This is a genomic window from Shewanella sp. FJAT-52076, assembly GCF_019457455.1.
Taxonomy (GTDB): Bacteria; Pseudomonadota; Gammaproteobacteria; order Enterobacterales; family Shewanellaceae; genus Shewanella; species Shewanella zhangzhouensis.
In genome coordinates this window covers 2,932,652-2,951,291 of the sequence record NZ_CP080415.1, presented here as the reverse complement: position 1 = coordinate 2,951,291, position 18,640 = coordinate 2,932,652, and the positions used below count along the sequence as shown (strand labels likewise).

General features: G+C 57.5%; 9 protein-coding genes. All 9 read left to right on the top strand.

Going from position 1 to position 18,640, the window contains the following annotated elements:
• The first annotated feature begins 356 nt into the window (after positions 1–356).
• The 9 genes from malQ to K0H79_RS12780 all read left to right on the top strand — a co-directional run bounded on the left by malQ (position 357) and on the right by K0H79_RS12780 (position 18,443).
• Entirely contained in the window at positions 357–2,579 is a 2,223-nt protein-coding gene (gene malQ / locus K0H79_RS12820; RefSeq protein WP_220076073.1) for a 4-alpha-glucanotransferase, read from the top strand.
• Positions 2,580–2,624: 45 nt separating this feature from the next.
• Positions 2,625–5,096: a 1,4-alpha-glucan branching protein GlgB gene (glgB, locus tag K0H79_RS12815; RefSeq protein ID WP_220076072.1), complete on the top strand. Its 2,472-nt coding sequence runs from the start codon at positions 2,625–2,627 to the stop codon at positions 5,094–5,096.
• The gene (glgX, locus tag K0H79_RS12810; RefSeq protein ID WP_220076071.1) at positions 5,093–7,162 is read left to right on the top strand and encodes a glycogen debranching protein GlgX; all 2,070 of its coding nucleotides are present in this window, start codon (positions 5,093–5,095) and stop codon (positions 7,160–7,162) included. The genes glgB and glgX overlap by 4 nt, the downstream gene beginning before the upstream one ends.
• 13 nt (positions 7,163–7,175) lie before the next feature.
• A complete protein-coding gene (locus tag K0H79_RS12805; protein ID WP_220076070.1) occupies positions 7,176–9,650 on the top strand; it encodes a glycogen/starch/alpha-glucan phosphorylase in 2,475 nt (824 codons plus the stop codon).
• 25 nt (positions 9,651–9,675) lie between these two features.
• The gene (gene glgC / locus K0H79_RS12800) at positions 9,676–10,944 is read left to right on the top strand and encodes a glucose-1-phosphate adenylyltransferase (RefSeq protein WP_011760561.1); all 1,269 of its coding nucleotides are present in this window, start codon (positions 9,676–9,678) and stop codon (positions 10,942–10,944) included.
• 12 nt (positions 10,945–10,956) lie between these two features.
• The gene (locus K0H79_RS12795) at positions 10,957–12,573 is read left to right on the top strand and encodes a glycogen synthase (RefSeq protein WP_258405388.1); all 1,617 of its coding nucleotides are present in this window, start codon (positions 10,957–10,959) and stop codon (positions 12,571–12,573) included.
• A gap of 107 nt (positions 12,574–12,680) precedes the next feature.
• Positions 12,681–15,791: an EAL domain-containing protein gene (locus K0H79_RS12790; RefSeq protein WP_220076069.1), complete on the top strand. Its 3,111-nt coding sequence runs from the start codon at positions 12,681–12,683 to the stop codon at positions 15,789–15,791.
• 117 nt (positions 15,792–15,908) lie between these two features.
• Positions 15,909–17,267: a DEAD/DEAH box helicase gene (locus tag K0H79_RS12785; RefSeq protein ID WP_220076068.1), complete on the top strand. Its 1,359-nt coding sequence runs from the start codon at positions 15,909–15,911 to the stop codon at positions 17,265–17,267.
• Positions 17,268–17,396: 129 nt separating this feature from the next.
• Positions 17,397–18,443: a GTP-binding protein gene (locus K0H79_RS12780; RefSeq protein WP_220076067.1), complete on the top strand. Its 1,047-nt coding sequence runs from the start codon at positions 17,397–17,399 to the stop codon at positions 18,441–18,443.
• Positions 18,444–18,640: the final 197 nt, after the last annotated feature.

Here is an 18,640-nt window from a genome sequence, read left to right as displayed (position 1 = left end):
TAAATTTCTTCTGCCATTAACGATATCAGTCAGAATGGGGCCGAAGTGTGATCTCAGCCCACCTTCGTGCCCCAATAGTGGTAAATGAGTTCAAAAGTTGTAACCAGATAACAGTCTGCTACGAAAATGTCGTTGCCGGGTCGCTTTTACCTGCAGGCTGACTGAACAACTTTTGTGCAAGCTGCACCTTGTTGGTGCTTTTTGTTGCACATCAATGGGCTGCAATCTATCGCTCTGTGTTTCAAATTTGCGCCAAGTGAATAATTTTTAAGTTCATTTTGCTGAAACCAAAGTGAAGCAATCGACTGGCATGCTGTCTGCTCAGTGACCTCTATGGTCTGGACGGAGTGTGGCAGATGGGATTGGAAAAGCTCTTTTATCTGCAAGGTGTGGGAGACAGGTTCATCGACTGCGATGGCCGGGAGCAAGCCATACCCGAATCTGCGCGGCTGGCAATGCTCAAAGCCCTGATGGGCATCGAACAGGCCCCCGATGGGGCCGACATCGCCTTAAGAGTGGAAACCCTCGACAGCATCCCCTGGACTGAGCTGCTGCTGCCGCTGCAATGGTGTTTTGAAACCCGTCCGTCAGTTGAATGTCAGCTGCCTGAAAACCTCAAACAAGACATGGTGTTAACCCTGATTTCAGAGCAGGGTGAACGGCGAGAGCTGACGCTTTTGGCAAAGGATGCCGAGACGATTGGTGATTATCAAAGGGCCGATGGCAGATACCTTCGCTGTCGCTATCCGCTGCCGAATCTGGCCATGGGGGAGTATCAGCTGCAGCTGTCCCATCCTGTCCTTGGGCTGGGGAAGGGGGCCTTGCTGATTATCCCAGAGCTGGCCTACGCAGGCCCTCCGAGCCTTGGCAAGCGCCCTTGGGGCCTGGGCATCAGCCTCTTTACCCTGAGAAGCCAGCGGCAGTGGGGCATGGGCGACCTGGCCGATTTGCAGACCCTGATAGAGCTTGCCGCAGAGGCTGGCTGCGATTTCATCACCCTGACGCCTCTGCATGCCCCTGACATTGCCAACCCCGGACTCGCAAGTCCTTACAGCCCCTGGGACAGACGCTTCCTCAATCCACTCTATATCGCCATCGATTTGGTGACCGAATACAGCCAATTGGCGCAGGAATTCAATGGCGGCGACTGGCGCCGTGAACGCCTTATTCTCAATCAGGCAAGCCAGATTGATTACCCCAAACTGGCACTGCTGAAGTATCGGGCACTGGCAAAGTTGTTCGCAGCCTTTGGGAAGCTGGATGAACTCAGCGGGCGGCGTGTGCGCTTTGAGCGCTTTGTGGCCGAGGGCGGTACGGCGCTGATGGATTTTTGCCTCGATTTAAGCCAAAGGGCATCGAGCCTTGAGCGTGAATGGCACCGGGAGCCAGTGCTGGCAGATTCGCTGCAATGCGCCGAATTCCATGCCTGGCTGCAGTTTGTCGCCGATGAGCAGTTGTCGCTGTGTCAGCTTCGCTGCCGTCAGGTGGGCATGTCCCTGGGTTTGGTGCGGGATTTGGCGGTAGGGGCTCTTGCCATCGGCAGTGAAGTCAGCCGCAGTGGCGTATTTTGCCTTAATGCCGATATCGGCGCGCCGCCAGATCCCTTCGCCCGCCAGGGGCAAAACTGGGGGATGCCACCGATGGACCCTGTTGCCCTGAAAGACTCCGGGCTCAGTCATCTCAAATCCCTTTATCGAAGCAACATGCAAAGCTGTGGCGCCCTCAGAATCGACCATGTGATGGCCCTGACCCGGTTGTGGTGCTGGCCAAAAGGCGATGACAACGGCTGTTACCTTTACTACCCCCAGGAGCTGATGCTGGCGGTCTTGTGCCTGGAGAGCCACAAAAACCGCTGTCTCCTGATTGGGGAGGACCTCGGCACAGTGCCGCCGCTGCTTAAGGGCTTGCTGCGGGAGCGGGGCATTCTCGGCAACGACGTATTTTACTTCTGCCGGGATGGCGGCGGATTTTCCGCGCCCCGGGAGCACAGAGCCGGCGCCATGTTGCAGCTTGGCAATCAGGATGTGCCGCCTTTCATGTCCTGGTGGCGCGGCATTGATCTCGGCTTACTGAATCAGCTTGGGTTTTTACCCTCACTGGAAGAGGCGCGGGCGAGCAGAGTCGCACAGTGCCACGGTTTGCTGCATAAGCTGGTGGAGGCCGGATGGCTGCGCCAGGAGGCCCTCACCTGGCAGCCCTGTGATGCACTGCTGCCTGTGTCAGCGCAAGCAGGCAATACATCAACAACGAACGCCGCCGACAGCATTCGTCAGGGTACGGCCGTTTTCGATGCCTTACTCAACTGGCTGCCCGGCAGTCGTGCCAGATTGTTTTCCGTCAGCCTTTGGGATCTGGCCCTCGAGTCACAGCCCATCAATATTCCCGGCACCAGTTTTGAGTACCCCAATTGGCGTGCGCGCATGAGTCAGTCACTGGAGACCCTGTGGCAAAGCCGCGAGTTCAGAGCCCGGCTGGAAGCGATTCGTACCGGGCGCAGTCAGCCTCAAGGGGGGCGCACCGGCCAGCCTGTTCGCGGCGAAGCCATGGCATCGGCCGATGACAATGAGCGCCAAAACTGAAGCCAGATAACCGGATTTGATATTCAACCAGACTTGGAGAACCCCATGACCAGCGTCCAGAGCCAAGACTCAACCCTCATCAGTGAAGATGCCGCCCGCGCATTGGCCCGTGGCCAGTATGTGGATGTCTTCTCCTTGCTGGGCATGCACGCCGACAATAACCAGCTGGTGGTGCGCTGTTTTCTGCCGGGGGCACTGGCGGTGGAGGTGCTCAGTGCCAAAGACGGTAAAAAAGTCGCCAGTCTCAGTGCCGAAGCCCGGGAAGGCATGTTTGCCGGGGTGATGGGGCGCAGGGTAAAGCCTTTTCCGTATCTGCTGCGGGTTGCCTACCCAAGCCATGTGGAAGATGTGTACGACCCCTATGGCTTTGATAGCCTGCTGAGCGACCACGACCTCTACCTGTTCGGTGAGGGGCGTCAGCTGTATGCCCAGGACTTTTTGGGCGCCAATCCGAAAGAGGTTGAGGGTGTGGCCGGGGTGCTCTTTGGCGTATGGGCGCCCAATGCCAGCCGGGTGTCAGTGGTGGGGGATTTTAACCATTGGGATGGCCGTGTCCATGTGATGCGCTTTCATCCTGCCAGCGGTGTGTGGGACATCTTTATCCCAGGTGTTCATGCCCATGCCCACTATAAATTCGAAATATTGACCGCCGATGGCGAGCTGCAGATTAAGTCAGACCCCTTCGCCAAAACCATGGAAGCGGCCCCCAATAACGCATCCAGAGTTGCTCCCCAGTCCTCCTTTGTCTGGCAGGATGAGGACTGGATGCAGGCACGGGACAAAGACTGGCATCGCCAGGCCATGTCCATTTACGAGCTGCATCTGGGCTCATGGCGCCGTAAAGGTGAGGCGGGTGATACTTGGCTCACTTACCGCGAGCTTGCCGATGAATTGGTGCCCTATGTGAAGTCACTGGGCTTTACTCACATAGAGTTGATGCCCTTGTCGGAGTTTCCCTTCGATGGCTCCTGGGGCTATCAGCCGGTGGGGCTTTTCGCCCCGACACAGAGATTTGGCAGCAGTGACGACCTGAAATACCTGATTGATGCCTGCCACCGTGCCGGTATCGGTGTTCTGATGGATTGGGTTATCGCCCACTTTCCGGCGGACGCCCATGGCCTGGCACGTTTCGACGGCACCTGCCTCTTTGAGCACCAGGACCCCCGCCGTGGCCGTCACCCCGACTGGGATACCCTGATTTTCAACTATGGCCGCGCCGAGGTGCAGAGTTTTCTGTTATCCGCCGCCACCGTCTGGCTGCGGGATTTTCATATTGATGGACTGCGTCTGGATGCAGTCTCCTCCATGTTGTATCTCGACTACAGCCGCAACGAAGGCGAGTGGCTGCCCAACGCCGATGGCGGCCGGGAAAACCATGAGGCCATTGAGTGCCTCAAGCTGATAAACAGCCGGCTGTACGGCGAGTTTCCCGGTATCGTTATGATTGCCGAGGAGTCCACCGCCTGGGACGGCGTGTGCCGTCCTGTCAGTGAAGGCGGACTGGGATTTGGCTTTAAGTGGAACATGGGCTGGATGAACGACACCCTGGCCTACCTGGGTAAAGACCCAATACATCGTCGCTGGCACCACCATCAACTCACCTTCGGCATCATGTATGCCCACAGCGAGCAGTTTATCCTGTCGTTAAGCCACGACGAGGTGGTCCACGGCAAGGCATCGCTGCTGTCGAAAATCCCCGGTGATGACTGGCAGAAGTTCGCCACCCTGCGTGCCTATTACGGGTACATGTGGGGCTTCCCCGGTAAGAAGCTGCTGTTTATGGGGGGCGAATTTGGCCAGCGGGATGAGTGGAACCACGACAAGAGCCTCGACTGGCACCTGTTGCAGTACGCTCCCCATCAGGGGCTGAGCCTGTGGCTGTCGGATCTCAATCGTCTCTATCAGAGCCACACAGTACTTGGGCAGACGGATCACGACCTGTCGCGCTTCTGCTGGCTTGATTGCGACAACGCCGAGCAGGGGATTTATGCCTTTGTCCGGGGCGAGGGTGACGATGCTCTGGTATTTGTGGTGAACATGACGCCCCAGCTGCAGCAGGGGTATCGCCTGGGATTGCCTGGCGAGGGTGACTGGCGCGAGCTGCTTAACAGCGATGCCGGCTGCTACGGCGGCTGTAACCAGGGCAATGGCGGCGTGATTGTGTGCACCCCCGAGCCCGCCAGCGGCAAGGCTCAAAGTGCGCTGATCACCATTCCGCCGCTGGGCTGTTTGGTGCTGGGGCTCTGCCGGGATAAATCACCCGCGATTTTGTCTGAGTCTTCAGCCGACACCGCGCTGCCCGTAAAAAAAGCCCCCGCCTCAACCAGGGCCAAGTCAGCCACCAAGGCCAAGCCCGCGACCAAGTCCACTGCCAAGGCAAAGGCGTCTTCCACTGACAAAACGCCCGCCAAACCTAAGTCCGGCACCAAGCCCAGCACCAGGGCCAGTGCCAAGTCGGTGGCCAAAGCACCGTCCAAAGTGGCGGCAAAAACCAAAGCTGAGGATCCGGGCCTATGAGCGATTTGCACCGGCAATGCGGGGTTTGGCTCTTTAGCGAAGATGGCGTCAGCAAGGCGCACTTCGGGGTGTTCAGTCGCCATGCCAGCGCTGTGTTCCTGTGCCTTTTCGATGAAGAGGGGCGGGAGTTTTCCTATCCCATGAAACGCCGTGGTGACTTTTGGTCACTGACCCTTGACGGCATAGCTGAGGGGCAGGCCTATGGCTACCGCGCCGATGGCCCCTGGGCCCCGGCGGCGGGTCACAGGTTTGACCCGGCCAAATTGCTCCTGGACCCTTACGCTCTGGCCATTGATGGTTTGCCAAAGCTTGCTGTGGCACAGGCGGCGCAGGGCTCGGCTGGTCCACAGGACCCGCATTTTGCCCCCACCCCCGATGGGGAAGACAATGCCGCCCTGATGCCAAGGTGCCGGGTGGTGGATGTGGCAGCCCTGCCGCCCTTTGTGCATTCAAAGCCTGGCTACACCATGGAAGAGAGTGTGATTTACGAGCTCCATGTAAAGGGCTTTTCCATGGGCTTTCCCGGGGTGGCGCCTGCGCACAGGGGCCGCTTTGCCGCGCTGGCCGCGCCTGACGTTATCCAATATCTGAAGCGGCTGGGGGTAACGGCGGTGGAGCTGATGCCCTGCCAGCAGTTTTTCGATGAGCCCTTTTTGCATGCCAAAGGCCTGTCCAATTATTGGGGTTACAACAGCATCGGCTTTTTTGCGCCCCACAATGCCTATGGTGACATCCGTGAATTCAGGGCCATGGTGGATGCCCTGCATGGCGCCGGTATCGAGGTTATTCTGGATGTGGTCTATAACCACAGCGCCGAAGGCAATGCCATGGGGCCAGTCTACAGCTTCAAGGGACTGGACAACGCCTGCTATTACCGCCTCACCGACAGCGGCCATTACATCAATGATACCGGTTGCGGCAACACCCTGGATCTGGGGCAACCCAGGGTGCTTGAGCTGGTGATGGACTCTTTGAGGTACTGGGCCCAGGTGGGCGGAGTCGATGGTTTTCGCTTTGATTTGGCCGCCTGCCTTGGCCGTATGCCACACGGCTTTGATACCCACAGTGGCTTTTTTGCCGCGCTCGGGCAAGACCCTGTGCTTAAAGCGCTCAAGCTTATCGCCGAGCCCTGGGATGTGGGCCCCGGTGGTTATCGTCTCGGTGAATTCCCCGCCGCCTTTGCCGAGTGGAATGACAAGTACCGCGATGCCATGCGCAGGCTCTGGCGTGGCGATGAGCAAATTCTCGGTGAATTTGCCCGCCGTTTTCATGGCTCGGCGGATCTGTTTGAGCCCTCCCACCGTGGCCCCTGGGCCAGTCTGAATTTTATTGCCAGTCACGATGGTTTCACCCTGAGGGATCTGCTGAGTTACGAGCAGCGCCACAACCTTGCCAACGGTGAAGACAATCGCGATGGCCATCAGGAAAACCTGAGCCACAACTTCGGCGTGGAAGGAGAGGCCACCGAGCTGGTGGCGGCCCGAAAACACAAGGCCAGGGCGATGCTCGTTACCCTGTTTTTCTCCTTTGGGATACCCATGCTGCGGGCCGGAGATGAGCTGTGGCAAACCCAGCAGGGCAACAACAATGCCTACTGTCAGGACAATGCACTCACCTGGATTGATTGGGAAAGCGCCGACACTGAGCTCATCGACTTTGTGGCCGGCCTTATCCATATCCGGCGGAAGCTGCCGCTGCTCGCGGCCACCCGTTATATCCATGGCAATAACCCGGACGATGGCCGCAAGGGTCCGTTTCTGGCCTGGTTCAACGAGTCCGGCCTGCCCATGGCGGGCACCGACTGGCATCGCTGCGGCCCGCTTATCGCTGCGCTGGGTGAGCATCATCCTCTGCGGGGCTCGGAGCTGTTACTGATTTTGATAAACCCCAGTCAGTCGGCGGTGGACATCAGTCTGCCCCTGTTTGCCGTGTGGGAGCAATTGCACAGCCTGTGCGGTAACAGCGATATGCCGGCGCGGATAGAGGCGGGCGACACCCTGACGCTACCCGGCGTCAGTATCTGGATTTTTCACGGACACAGGGATGCCGACCCCGGCACTCAATAACGGAGACCACACCATGGCGACCAAACGACTGAAAGCGGCCGGACCCGAACCGGATACCGGCAGACCCCAGCCCTGTGAACCCTGCGATGCACTGCCGGCCTGTCTCGAGCGGCAGCTGAGATACAACCTGTGCCGGGAAGAGTCCCGCCATCAGGATTTGTTTCATGCACTGGCCCATGGCGTTAAGGAACAGCTGCTGGACAGCTGGCGTGAAACCCGCAAACGGGATGCCGCTGGTCAGCAACGTCAGGTGGCTTATTTGTCGCTGGAGTTCCTGATGGGTCGAACACTGGGGAATGCGCTTTTGAGTCTGGGGATAAGCGATGATGCCCGCAAGGCGTTGCTGCCCTACAGCGTGACCCTGGAGGATCTCGAGTCCGAAGAGCATGATGCCGGGCTGGGTAACGGTGGTCTTGGGCGTCTTGCGGCCTGCTTTCTCGATTCCTGCGCCAGCATGGACATTGCCGCCACCGGATATGGCATCCGCTATGAGTACGGCATGTTTGCCCAAAAAATTGTCGATGGCTATCAAATAGAAAGACCGGATCGCTGGCTCAAAGAAGGCAACCCCTGGGAGGTGCGTTTGCACGGACAGGCGGTGATGGTGCCTTTCTTTGGCCATACCCAGTCCTATGTGGACAGGGACGGCCGTCGTCATATGCAGTGGGTCGGTACCCAGGACGTGGTGGCCGTGCCCCACGATATGCCGGTGCCTGGTTATCGCAATGGCCGCATCAATACCCTGAGGCTTTGGAAAGCCGAGGCCACCGATGATTTTGATTTGGAAGAATTCAATCAGGGTGACTATGCCGAGGCGGTGGCCCGGAAAAATCTGGCCGAACAGATCACCATGGTGCTCTATCCCAACGACGCCAGCGAAAACGGTAAGGAGCTGAGGCTGCGTCAGCAGTACTTTTTGTCATCCGCCAGCCTGCAGGACTTGCTGCGCCGCCACTGTGCCCGCTTCGGCGACAACTTTGCCGATTTCCATCGCCACAATGTGATTCAGCTGAATGACACCCATCCCGCCATTGCCGTGCCCGAACTGATGCGCCTCCTGCTCGATGTGTATTGTCTGGAGTGGGACGAGGCCTGGCATATCACCAGCCATACCATGGCGTACACCAACCACACCCTGCTGCCGGAAGCCCTGGAGTGCTGGAGCGTGCGCATGCTGGGGCACATGCTGCCGCGGGTGCTGGAAATTATTTATGAAATCAACGCCCGTTACCTGGATGAAGCGGCCCACCACTGGCCCGGAGACGGCGAGATGCTGGCGCGTATGTCCATCATTGAGGAAGGCGCCGAGCCCAGGGTACGCATGGCCTATCTGGCCATAGTGGCGAGCTTTTCGGTAAACGGGGTAGCGGCGCTGCACACCGAGCTTTTGCGCCGTGGACTCTTTAAAGACTTCCATGCGCTGTGGCCACACAAGTTCAACAATAAGACCAATGGCGTCACCCCGAGGCGTTGGCTGATGAATGCCAACCCACGTTTGTCGGCCCTCATTGACCGGCGTCTTGGCAACGCCTGGCGCGAAGACTTAAGTCGCCTGGAAAGCCTGAATGCCTTTACCTCAGATTCTGACTTTATCCATGCCTGGCGGGAGGTGAAGTCGGTCAACAAAGAGGCACTGGCGGCCCTGGTTGAGCGTGAGTGTCATGTGCAGTTTGACACCGCCATGATGTTCGATGTGCAGGTGAAGCGCATCCATGAATACAAGCGCCAGCTGCTGAACATTCTGCATGTGATTCATCTCTACCAGCGCATTTTAAGCGGCGACACCCACGGCATGGTGCCCCGCTGCGTGCTCATTGGTGGCAAGGCGGCGCCAGGATACGCCATGGCCAAACTCATTATCAAGCTGGCGGGCAATGTGGCCCACATGGTCAACAGTGACCCCCATGTGACGCCCTGGCTGAGGTTTGCCTTTTTGCCCAACTACAACGTCAGCGCCATGGAAGTGATAGCGCCGGGCACCGACCTGTCCGAGCAAATTTCCACCGCAGGCAAGGAGGCTTCGGGCACAGGCAATATGAAGTTCATGATGAACGGCGCCCTAACCATAGGCACCCTGGATGGGGCCAATATTGAAATTCTTGAAGCCGTTGGGCCGGATAACTTCTTCCTCTTTGGCCTCAATGCCGACGAGGTGGCGGCCTTGAAACCCCACTATCGCCCCGATGAGTACATTCGCCATTCGGTTGCACTGGAAGGCGTACTCGAACTTATCCGCAGCGGTCATTTCAGCTTGCAGGAGCCGGGCATCTTTGACCCCATTGTCAGTGCCATCGAAAGCCCATGGGACCAGTGGATGACCGCGGCCGACTTTGAGTCTTACCTCAGTGCCCAGCATCAGGCGGCGGCGCTTTATGCCAATAAGGACGCCTGGACCCTTTGCAGTATTCGTAACACCGCGGCCAGTGGCCGTTTTTCATCCGACGCCACCATAGCCCGCTACCGGGATGAGATCTGGACCGGTGCCTGAATTTGACGCAGCCAAGGAGCCTTTAATGCCCAATCACAGCCCTCGCTTCATCAGTAATCTGACCCGTGAAACCTACGCCCTGATCCTCGCAGGAGGTCGTGGCTCGCGCCTGTTTGAACTGACCGACTGGCGTGCCAAACCGGCGCTTTATTTCGGCGGTAAGTTCAGGGTCATCGACTTTCCCCTGTCCAATTGCGTGAACTCGGGCATACGCCGGATAGGGGTGGTGACCCAGTATCAGTCCCACTCGCTTATTCGCCATGTCATGCGCGGCTGGGGTCACTTCAAGCGTGAGCTTGGTGAGTCGGTGGAAATTCTGCCTGCCTCACAGCGCTATTCGGAAAGTTGGTACCAGGGCACCGCAGATGCCGTGTTTCAGAACATTGATATCATCCGCCACGAGCTGCCAAGGTATGTGATGATCCTCTCCGGTGACCATGTGTACCGCATGGATTATGCGGGCATGCTCGCGGCCCATGCCCAGTCAGGTGCCGATATGACGGTGTGCTGTCAGGAAGTGCCTGTTGCCGAAGCGGCCGGGAGTTTTGGGGTGATGGAAGTGGCCGAGGATATGCGTGTGGTGGGGTTTGAAGAAAAACCGGCCAATCCTTCCTGTCTGCCACACGACCCGGAACGTTGCCTGGCGTCCATGGGCAACTATGTGTTCAACACCGAGTTTTTGTTCGACCAACTGAGAAAAGACGCGGAAAACGTGTCCTCAGAACGCGACTTTGGCAAGGACATCATTCCGTCCATCATCCGCGAGCACAAGGTGTTTGCCTATGCCTTCAAGAGCGGTCTGGGCGCGGGGCAGGATTACTGGCGTGATGTGGGGACCCTGGATACCTTCTGGCAGGCCAATATGGAGCTGTTGTCCCCTGAGCCGCACCTGAACCTCTATGACGCCAAGTGGCCCATCTGGACCTATCAGGAGCAGTTGCCTCCGGCCAAGTTTGTGTTTGACGATGAAGACAGACGCGGCATGGCAACCGACTCCATTGTCTCCGGTGGCTGTATCATCTCGGGTGCCAAAGTGAAACGCAGCGTACTCTTCAATGAGGTGCGGATCTGCTCCTATTCCGAGGTGGAAGGGGCGGTGATTTTGCCCGATGTGGTGGTGTTGCGTAATTGCCGCCTCAAGAACGTGATTATCGACCGCGGCTGCGTTATCCCGGAAGGCATGGTGATAGGCCACAATCACGACCACGACAGGGCCAGGGGTTTTCGGGTGACAGACAAGGGCGTGGTGCTGATCACCCGTGAGATGCTCGGCTTGCCCGTGGGCTTTGAATAAGGTGGAACTGCGTTGCAAATTTCAAATGCAATCAACACAGAAGCGTCAGCACACCCAGTGCAGGTACTGATGCTGTGCGCTGAACACGGCGCGCTGGCGGGGGCCAAGGTGGGCGGCATGGCCGATGTGCTGGCGGGCTTGCCGCCAGCGCTTAAGGCCAAAGGCGTGCAGGCCAGTGTGGTTATGCCGGGTTATGGTTTTCTTGGATGTCAGGGCCATGGCACCGATGAGGCGCCGTGCCGCTTTTTCAGCGTGCCTTTTCGCCACGGTATGGTGCAGATAAGTCTGCAGCAGCTCCCCGACCCAAGGGATGAGGGCTTAAGCATTTATCTGCTCGACAATCCGGCGTGGCACACGGCGCCGGGTCAGCTCTATGTGGCCAGTGGTGATGGCCGTCCCTTTGCCGACGATGCCGACCGCTTCGCGCTTTTTGGTGTGGCGGTGGCCGAGGCGCTCCTGCAGGGGATAATTCCAAAGCCGCACGTCCTGCATCTGCATGACTGGCATCAGGGCTTTTTTGCGCTGCTGCGCGGTATCGACCCTCGCTACGGGGAGCTTAAGGCCATCCCCTCGGTGCTCAGTATCCATAATCTGGCGCTGCAGGGTACCCGCCCCCTGGCTCAGGAGGCATCGTCCTTGGCCGCCTGGTACCCCTGGCTTGGGCAGTATCCAGCACCGATACTGGACCGCCGCTATCCCAATTGCGTTAACCCTCTGCGGGCGGCCATTTGCCTGAGTGACAGGGTGCATCTGGTATCTCCCAACTATTGCCGTGAGGTGCTCAGGCCATCCGACCCCGCCACTGGGTTTGTGGGAGGGGAGGGGCTGGAAGAAGACCTTCAGCACTGTGATGGAAAACAGCAGTTGGTGGGGATCCTCAATGGTTGTGATTATCCCGATGAGCCGCAGGAGATGAGACCCTCGGTACAGCAACTGGTACTGGGGTGTCACCGCACCCTGACGGCAGCCCAGGCCAACCGCGATACGGTCAGGGCGCTGGACTTTATCGCCGCGCAGCGATTGTGGCAACCCGTGCACGAACACGCTTTTTTACTGACCTTTGTCGGTCGGCTCACCTCGCAAAAAGTGGAGCTGCTCAGGCACAGCCTGGATGGAAAGAGCACGCTGGAGCAGATACTGCAGCGACTCGGGCTCTTCAGCCCTCAGGCGCGCTTTTTTATGCTCGGCAATGGCGATGACAGGATAGCCAGGGAGTTCCAGCAACTGGTGGCAAGGTACGATAATTTCATTTTTATCAATCATTTTGATGTGAAACTGTCGGAGCTGGTTTATCGGCGCGGGGATCTGTTTTTGATGCCAAGCAGCTTTGAGCCCTGCGGCATCAGCCAGATGCTGGCCATGCGCAGTGGCCAGCCCTGTCTGGTCTCCAGCGTTGGGGGATTGGTGGACACGGTGAAGGACGGCGAAAATGGCTGGCGCTTCGATGGGGATGACACAGACTCCCAGGCCAGGGCCTTGCTGAATAAGCTGGATTACCTGCTGCACACCACAGGCTCTCCAGACTGGCAGCGGGTTGCAAAAGCGGCATTGGAGACGCGTTTTACCTGGGAAGAGGCCGCAGCTTCCTATCTGGATAAACTCTACCGGCCATTGCTCGGGACATACTGATACCCTCTGCTACAATTCTCTCATTACTGGGGCTTTTATCCTTTGTGTAACAAGGGCATGATGGAGAAAGTCTCAGGTATTCAAACCCGGGAGAGTACAGGCAGAAAATGACCCAGGGTATTTTCTTTCCGCTGGTCCAAAATGCCGCGCTGCTATTGGCGCTGGTGTACCTTTATGACGCCATCCCCTGGCTGAAACAGCAGCGGATCCGGTGGGTTTGGCACATCATGCTGGGATTGGTGATTGGCGCCATCGGCATGACTATCATGTCTGCCCGCTACGAATTTGCCGAGGGGATCTACTTTGATACCCGAGGTGTGCTGCTCAGTGTCAGCGGTCTCTATTTCGGCGCAGTTCCCACCCTGATTGCCTCAGCCATGATGGCCATCTATCGCTACGGTATGGGCGGTCCGGCCATGGTGGCCGGTATTGCCGGCATTGCCTTCGCCGCTGTCATGGGGATCCTGTGGCGCATCCCCTGGCAGAAAAATCTGATTGAGATAAGCACGGGACCGTTATTGCTGCTTGGCGTGCTGGTTCACATTGGCAGCTTGCTGTGCTTCTTTATGATGCCCTTTGATCTGGCCTGGGAGCTGGTGTCTACCATAGGCACTACCGTAATGCTGGTATGTCCCCTGGCGACCTTGTTACTTGCCAGGCTGTTGGCCCGGCGGCTGGAGATTGAACGGGACGAAAAAATAAAGCTGCAGGATGATTTCCTGTTTCGCTCGCAATTCAATGTCGGCAACATCGGCATTGCCATCACCTCGGTCGACAAGCACTGGATTAAGGTTAACCCCAGGTTGTGCCAGATGCTCAAGTATTCTGAAAAAGAGCTGCTGTCGATGAACTGGGAGCAGATGTCCCACGAAGACGATATTTCCACGGATCTTGCCCAATTCAATAAGATGTTGGCGGGCACGATAGAACAGTACGAACTCAATAAACGCTTTTATGCCAAAGATGGCAGCATAGTCCACACCCATATGACGGTGGCCTGTAAGCGCAGTGCCGGCAGGGTACAGTTGGTGATTGCCGGTTTTATGGATATTTCGGCACAGACCCAATCAGAGATGTCAGTGCGCGCCAGTCGCGAGCAGTTGTCCCTGGTACTCGCCTCCGCCGAGCTGGGGTTTTGGGATTGGGATTTGAAAAGTGACCTGATTGACCGCAACGAGCGCTGCGCCGAAATGCTGGGATGCTCGGTGGATGAAATGCATCAGAACCACAGGATTTGGATGGACTCCATTCATCCGGATGATCGCATGGCAGTGCTCAAGTCCATCGACCGACATTTGCAGGGCCACAGCGACAGTCACAATATGGAATATCGCATTATTCGTAAAAGCGGTGAGATACTCTGGATTAGGGACACCGGCCGGGTGATGCAAAAAGACAGCCGTGGTAAAGCGCTCAGGATGTGCGGTGTGCATCTGGATATCACCCAGGTTCGCCACAACCAGGAGCAGATGGAGCTGGCAGCCTCTGTTTATAACAACTCCAGTGAAGCCATGAGCGTAATGGACCACAAGGGTAACATTATCACGGTCAACGCCGCCTTTGCCGATATCACTGGTTATTCGGCGAAGGAGGTGCAGGGCACCCACATCAGCCAGTTTTATTGCTCACGAAACAAGCCAGCCTTTTATGATGAGGTTAATCAGGCCATTAAAGAAACCGGCCGGTGGCAGGGGGAAATGTGGCAACAGCACAAAAATGGTAAGGAATACCTTATTTGGCTTACCGTGAACACCATTTACGATGCTTACCACAGGCCCCATCGCCGGGTAGCACTGTTCTCTGATATCACAGAGAAAAAGGCCCAGGAGCAGATTATTTGGCAGCAGGCCAACTATGACCCCCTCACCAAGTTGCCCAACAGACGCATGTTGCTGGATTACCTCGACCGGGAGATTTCCCTGGCATCCCGGCAAAAAGTGCGCTTTGCACTGCTGTTTTTGGATTTGGATTTTTTCAAAGAGGTTAACGACACCCTGGGCCATGACATGGGGGACAAGCTCCTCATCGAGTGCGCTGACAGAATCAAAGCCTGTGTGCGTGACTCGGATGTGGTGGCTCGCCTTGGTGGTGACGAATTTACCGTAATGATCCGCGATATCCACGATGTGGGTGGGGTAGAGCGGGCGGCCAGCAAAATTCTCAAGGCCATTGCCGAGCCATTCCAGCTGGGGCCGGATTCGGCCTACATCAGTGTCAGTATCGGCATTACCCTGTTTCCCGAGGATGCCAGTACCCGGGAGGCGCTGCTGAAAAATGCCGATCAGGCCATGTATGCGGCCAAGGAGCAGGGGCGTAACCGCTTCAATTACTTCACGCCTTCAATGCAGGAGCAGGCCAGGTACCGGATGCGGCTTATTCAGGACTTGCGCTTTGCGATTGAGCATCAGCAGTTCAGTCTGGTGTATCAGCCCATAGTGCATCTGCAAAGCGGCAAGGTGCACAAGGCAGAAGCCCTGCTGCGCTGGCATCATCCCGAGCGGGGATACATCTCTCCGACCGAGTTTATTCCGGTTGCCGAAGACACAGGGCTGATTATGGAAATTGGCTCCTGGGTATTTGAGCATGCCGCGCGGCAATGCCGCGACTGGCATAGTGTGTATGGCACCAATATACAATTGTCGGTGAACAAGTCGCCGGTGCAGTTTCGCGATGAAGGGGAAAACTTTGAGCGCTGGGTCGCCCTGCTTGAGGAGCTGGAACTGACTAACGGCGGGATCTGCATCGAAATTACCGAAGGCTTGTTACTGGATGCCTCCTCCGGGGTGGCCGAAAAACTGCTGACCTACCGCGACGCCGGCATTCAGGTGTCTTTGGACGATTTCGGCACAGGTTATTCTTCGCTGGCGTATCTGAAAAAATTTGATATCGACTACCTTAAAATCGACCAATCCTTTACCCGCAATCTGGAAGAGGACGCCAGCGACAGAACCCTGTGTGAGGCCATTATTGTGATGGCACAAAAACTCGGGATGAAGGTGATTGCCGAAGGGGTTGAAACCCTGAAACAGCAAGAGATCCTGACGGCCATGGGCTGTGATTATGCCCAGGGCTACCTGTATTCGGCGCCTGTCTCCCGGGCGGAATTCGAGGCGCGTTTTCTGGCTGAGGATCCCAATCATGCGCCGCCGCCCGATAAGCCTGAAACCAGCAAGGCCAGGTCCAAAGCCAAGGCAACCAAAAAGGCGCAGGATGCCTGAGTCGCCCATTTCCATGCCTTGCTGATTAAACCCGTTTGACCTTGAGTGGTGCGCCGTTATACTGCGCTCTTTTTTGTTCACTGGCAGTGCTGAAAAACTCGCCACCACAGGAGACTTATGTCCTTCGATTCACTGGGATTGGCAGCACCTCTGCTGCAAACGCTGAAACAGTGCGGCTATCCTGCACCAACAGAAATTCAGGCCCAGAGTATCCCTGTGCTCCTCAGTGGCCGGGATTTGATTGCGGTAGCCCAAACCGGCAGCGGAAAAACGGCGGCCTTTGCTTTGCCGATATTGCAGCAGATCTCGAACAAGGGGCAGCGTGGCGGAATACAGGCGCTGGTATTGGTGCCAACCCGGGAACTGGCCGTGCAGGTAGCCGATGCCTTTACGCGTTACAGCGCCGGATTGGGGCTGACAGCACTCGCGGTTTACGGTGGGGTGAATATTCGTCCCCAACGTCAGGCGCTGGCCGCCGGGGTGGACATTCTGGTGGCGACCCCCGGGCGGCTTTTGGATTTGACCGGTCAATTTGGTCTGTCCCTTGCGAGTGTCAGCACCTTGGTGCTGGATGAAGCAGACCGCATGCTGGACATGGGGTTTGCCCCCGACATCGAAAAAATACGCCGCCAGCTCGGGCAGCACCAAAGCGCCATGTTTTCGGCAAGTTTTGCTGAGCGGGAGCGTGTGCTGGCAGGGCGCTGGCTCACCAACGCGGTAAGCCTGACCGCCAAAGACACTGGCCGTATCCCACAGCAGCTCGCCCTCGAAGTCTTTATGCTGGATAAGCCCCGATGGGCCGAATTTGTCGCCGAGCTGGTGGGAAAGCGCAACTGGCGTCAGGCACTGGTGTTTGTCTCATCCCGGGAAGAATCCAACACCCTGGTGGCTGAGCTTGCCCTCGATGGGCTGCAGGCGGCCGCATTTCATGGTGAGAAAACCCAGGGCGCCAGACGGCGTGGCCTGGATGAGTTCAAATCCGGCAAACAGAGATTGCTGGTGGCAACCGACGTGGCGGCCAGGGGACTGGACATCGAAGACTTGCCCGTGGTGATAAGTCTGGGACTGCCCCACGGTGAAGAAGACCTGATACATCGTCTTGGCCGCAGTGCCAGGGCGGGACGGGAAGGCCTGGCGGTGATAGTGCTGTCACCCGAGATGCGCCCCGATTTGCCCTTGCTGAAGGCACTTTGCCCGGCATTGCCTGAGGTGATAACTCCCGAGGGATACAGTGCGAAAGACCCCTTGCCCCAGAGGTATCGCGACAGCGCTTTATCAACGTCGGGAAGCAAGCCTGCCAATAAGTCTGGCCGACATGCAGGGCATCGCCCCGGCAGCCGTGACGGCAATCGCAGTGGCAGTCGCACGGGAAGCCGAACAGCCGGTGGACGGACTGGCAGCAGCAACGGCTCACAGCGGCAATCAGGAAAGCCTGCCCGTCAGGGGAGCGGTCCAAAGCGGCAAGCACGGGGCTGAGGGTGTCAGCGGCGGGGCTTTTAGGTACACTGGCCGGATTTTAGCGTGCGGTCTTTTATCGTGTGATTCCACCGCGAGAGGCTACTCACCGAAAAGGCAAAGGGCCAGTTGGGCCGAAGGAGTCTTGCCATGCTGCTTGGGAATATCCCCGTCAATGTCATCACAGGTTTTTTAGGAGCAGGTAAAACCAGTTTTATCAAACAATTACTGGCGCAAAAGCCTGAAGGAGAAACCTGGGCCGTTCTGGTTAATGAGTTTGGCGAAGTCGGCCTGGATGCCGCTTTGCTGGGCAGCCACGAGGGTTTGGCTATCCGTGAAGTGCCCGGGGGCTGTATTTGCTGCGCCGCCGGGGTGCCCACCAGGGTGGCGGTAGCCCAGCTGCTCAGACAAGCCAGGCCCAGCCGTCTCCTGATTGAGCCAACAGGCCTCGGCCATCCTGCCAATATTCTCAAAACCCTGATGGCACCGGAGTATCAGGGGGTATTATCCATCCAGCGCACCCTGTGTTTGGTGGACCCGCGAAACCTTAACGATACCCGTTATACCCAAAATGACATCTTCAATCAGCAGCTGGCGGTGGCCGATCTGGTGCTGGCCTGCAAGGCCGATATTCAGGCACCTGACTTTCTCGCGACCCTTGGCGCCTATGTCACAGACATCAATCCCGGCGCCCCAGTGCTGCCCTTTTCTGCAAACGCCCCCGTCTCTGGGCCCCTGCTTACGGCCATGATGCAAGTATCGACCCGGGCGCCGCGGCTGATATCCACTCCCCGGGGCTTCTTTGCCACCAAGCCTGCGGCCGCCCTGGGCCTCTTTGATGAGGGTGAAGCCCTGGAGGCTTTGGCATTCAACGACCAAGGCTTTATTCGTAAACCCCATCAGGCCGATGGCATCTTTGCCTGTGGCTGGTGTTTCAGTGCCGGGTGGACATTTGACTTCGACGCCCTGATGGCGGTAGTCGAGGCCAACCCGAGTTTGAGACTCAAGGCGGTGATGATAACCCCGGATGGCATCCTGGCCATTAACCGGCTTGAAACTGAATTGAGTCTGGCGGAGCTGGATGATGCCATGGACTCCCGCATCGAATTTATTGCCACAGAGCCCCTCGACTGGGATGCCATTGAAGGCGCGCTGCTGGCCAGTGGCAGCACTGTAGGTGGCAGCATTGTAGTTTGATAACTGGGCGCAGTGAGCCACACCCGGGATTCACGGAAACCTTAGCGTCCTTTACACGGACTATCGCCACTTTGTTACGGGACACTGGTTCAGCAGAGGCAGGCTCACGGGGCACGGGCTCACAAATCTGGAACACGGGCACTGGCCGGGCGGGGGATAACTGGCTACAATCGGCCTTCTTCTGTTTAAAATAACAA

What these genes read in the sequence shown, in the direction of transcription:
- malQ (WP_220076073.1), top strand. Translation starts at nt 357, where the DNA reads ATGGGATTGGAAAAGCTCTTTTATCTGCAAGGTGTGGGAGACAGGTTC.
- glgB (WP_220076072.1), top strand. Translation starts at nt 2,625, where the DNA reads ATGACCAGCGTCCAGAGCCAAGACTCAACCCTCATCAGTGAAGATGCC.
- glgX (WP_220076071.1), top strand. Translation starts at nt 5,093, where the DNA reads ATGAGCGATTTGCACCGGCAATGCGGGGTTTGGCTCTTTAGCGAAGAT.
- K0H79_RS12805 (WP_220076070.1), top strand. Translation starts at nt 7,176, where the DNA reads ATGGCGACCAAACGACTGAAAGCGGCCGGACCCGAACCGGATACCGGC.
- glgC (WP_011760561.1), top strand. Translation starts at nt 9,676, where the DNA reads ATGCCCAATCACAGCCCTCGCTTCATCAGTAATCTGACCCGTGAAACC.
- K0H79_RS12790 (WP_220076069.1), top strand. Translation starts at nt 12,681, where the DNA reads ATGACCCAGGGTATTTTCTTTCCGCTGGTCCAAAATGCCGCGCTGCTA.
- K0H79_RS12785 (WP_220076068.1), top strand. Translation starts at nt 15,909, where the DNA reads ATGTCCTTCGATTCACTGGGATTGGCAGCACCTCTGCTGCAAACGCTG.
- K0H79_RS12780 (WP_220076067.1), top strand. Translation starts at nt 17,397, where the DNA reads ATGCTGCTTGGGAATATCCCCGTCAATGTCATCACAGGTTTTTTAGGA.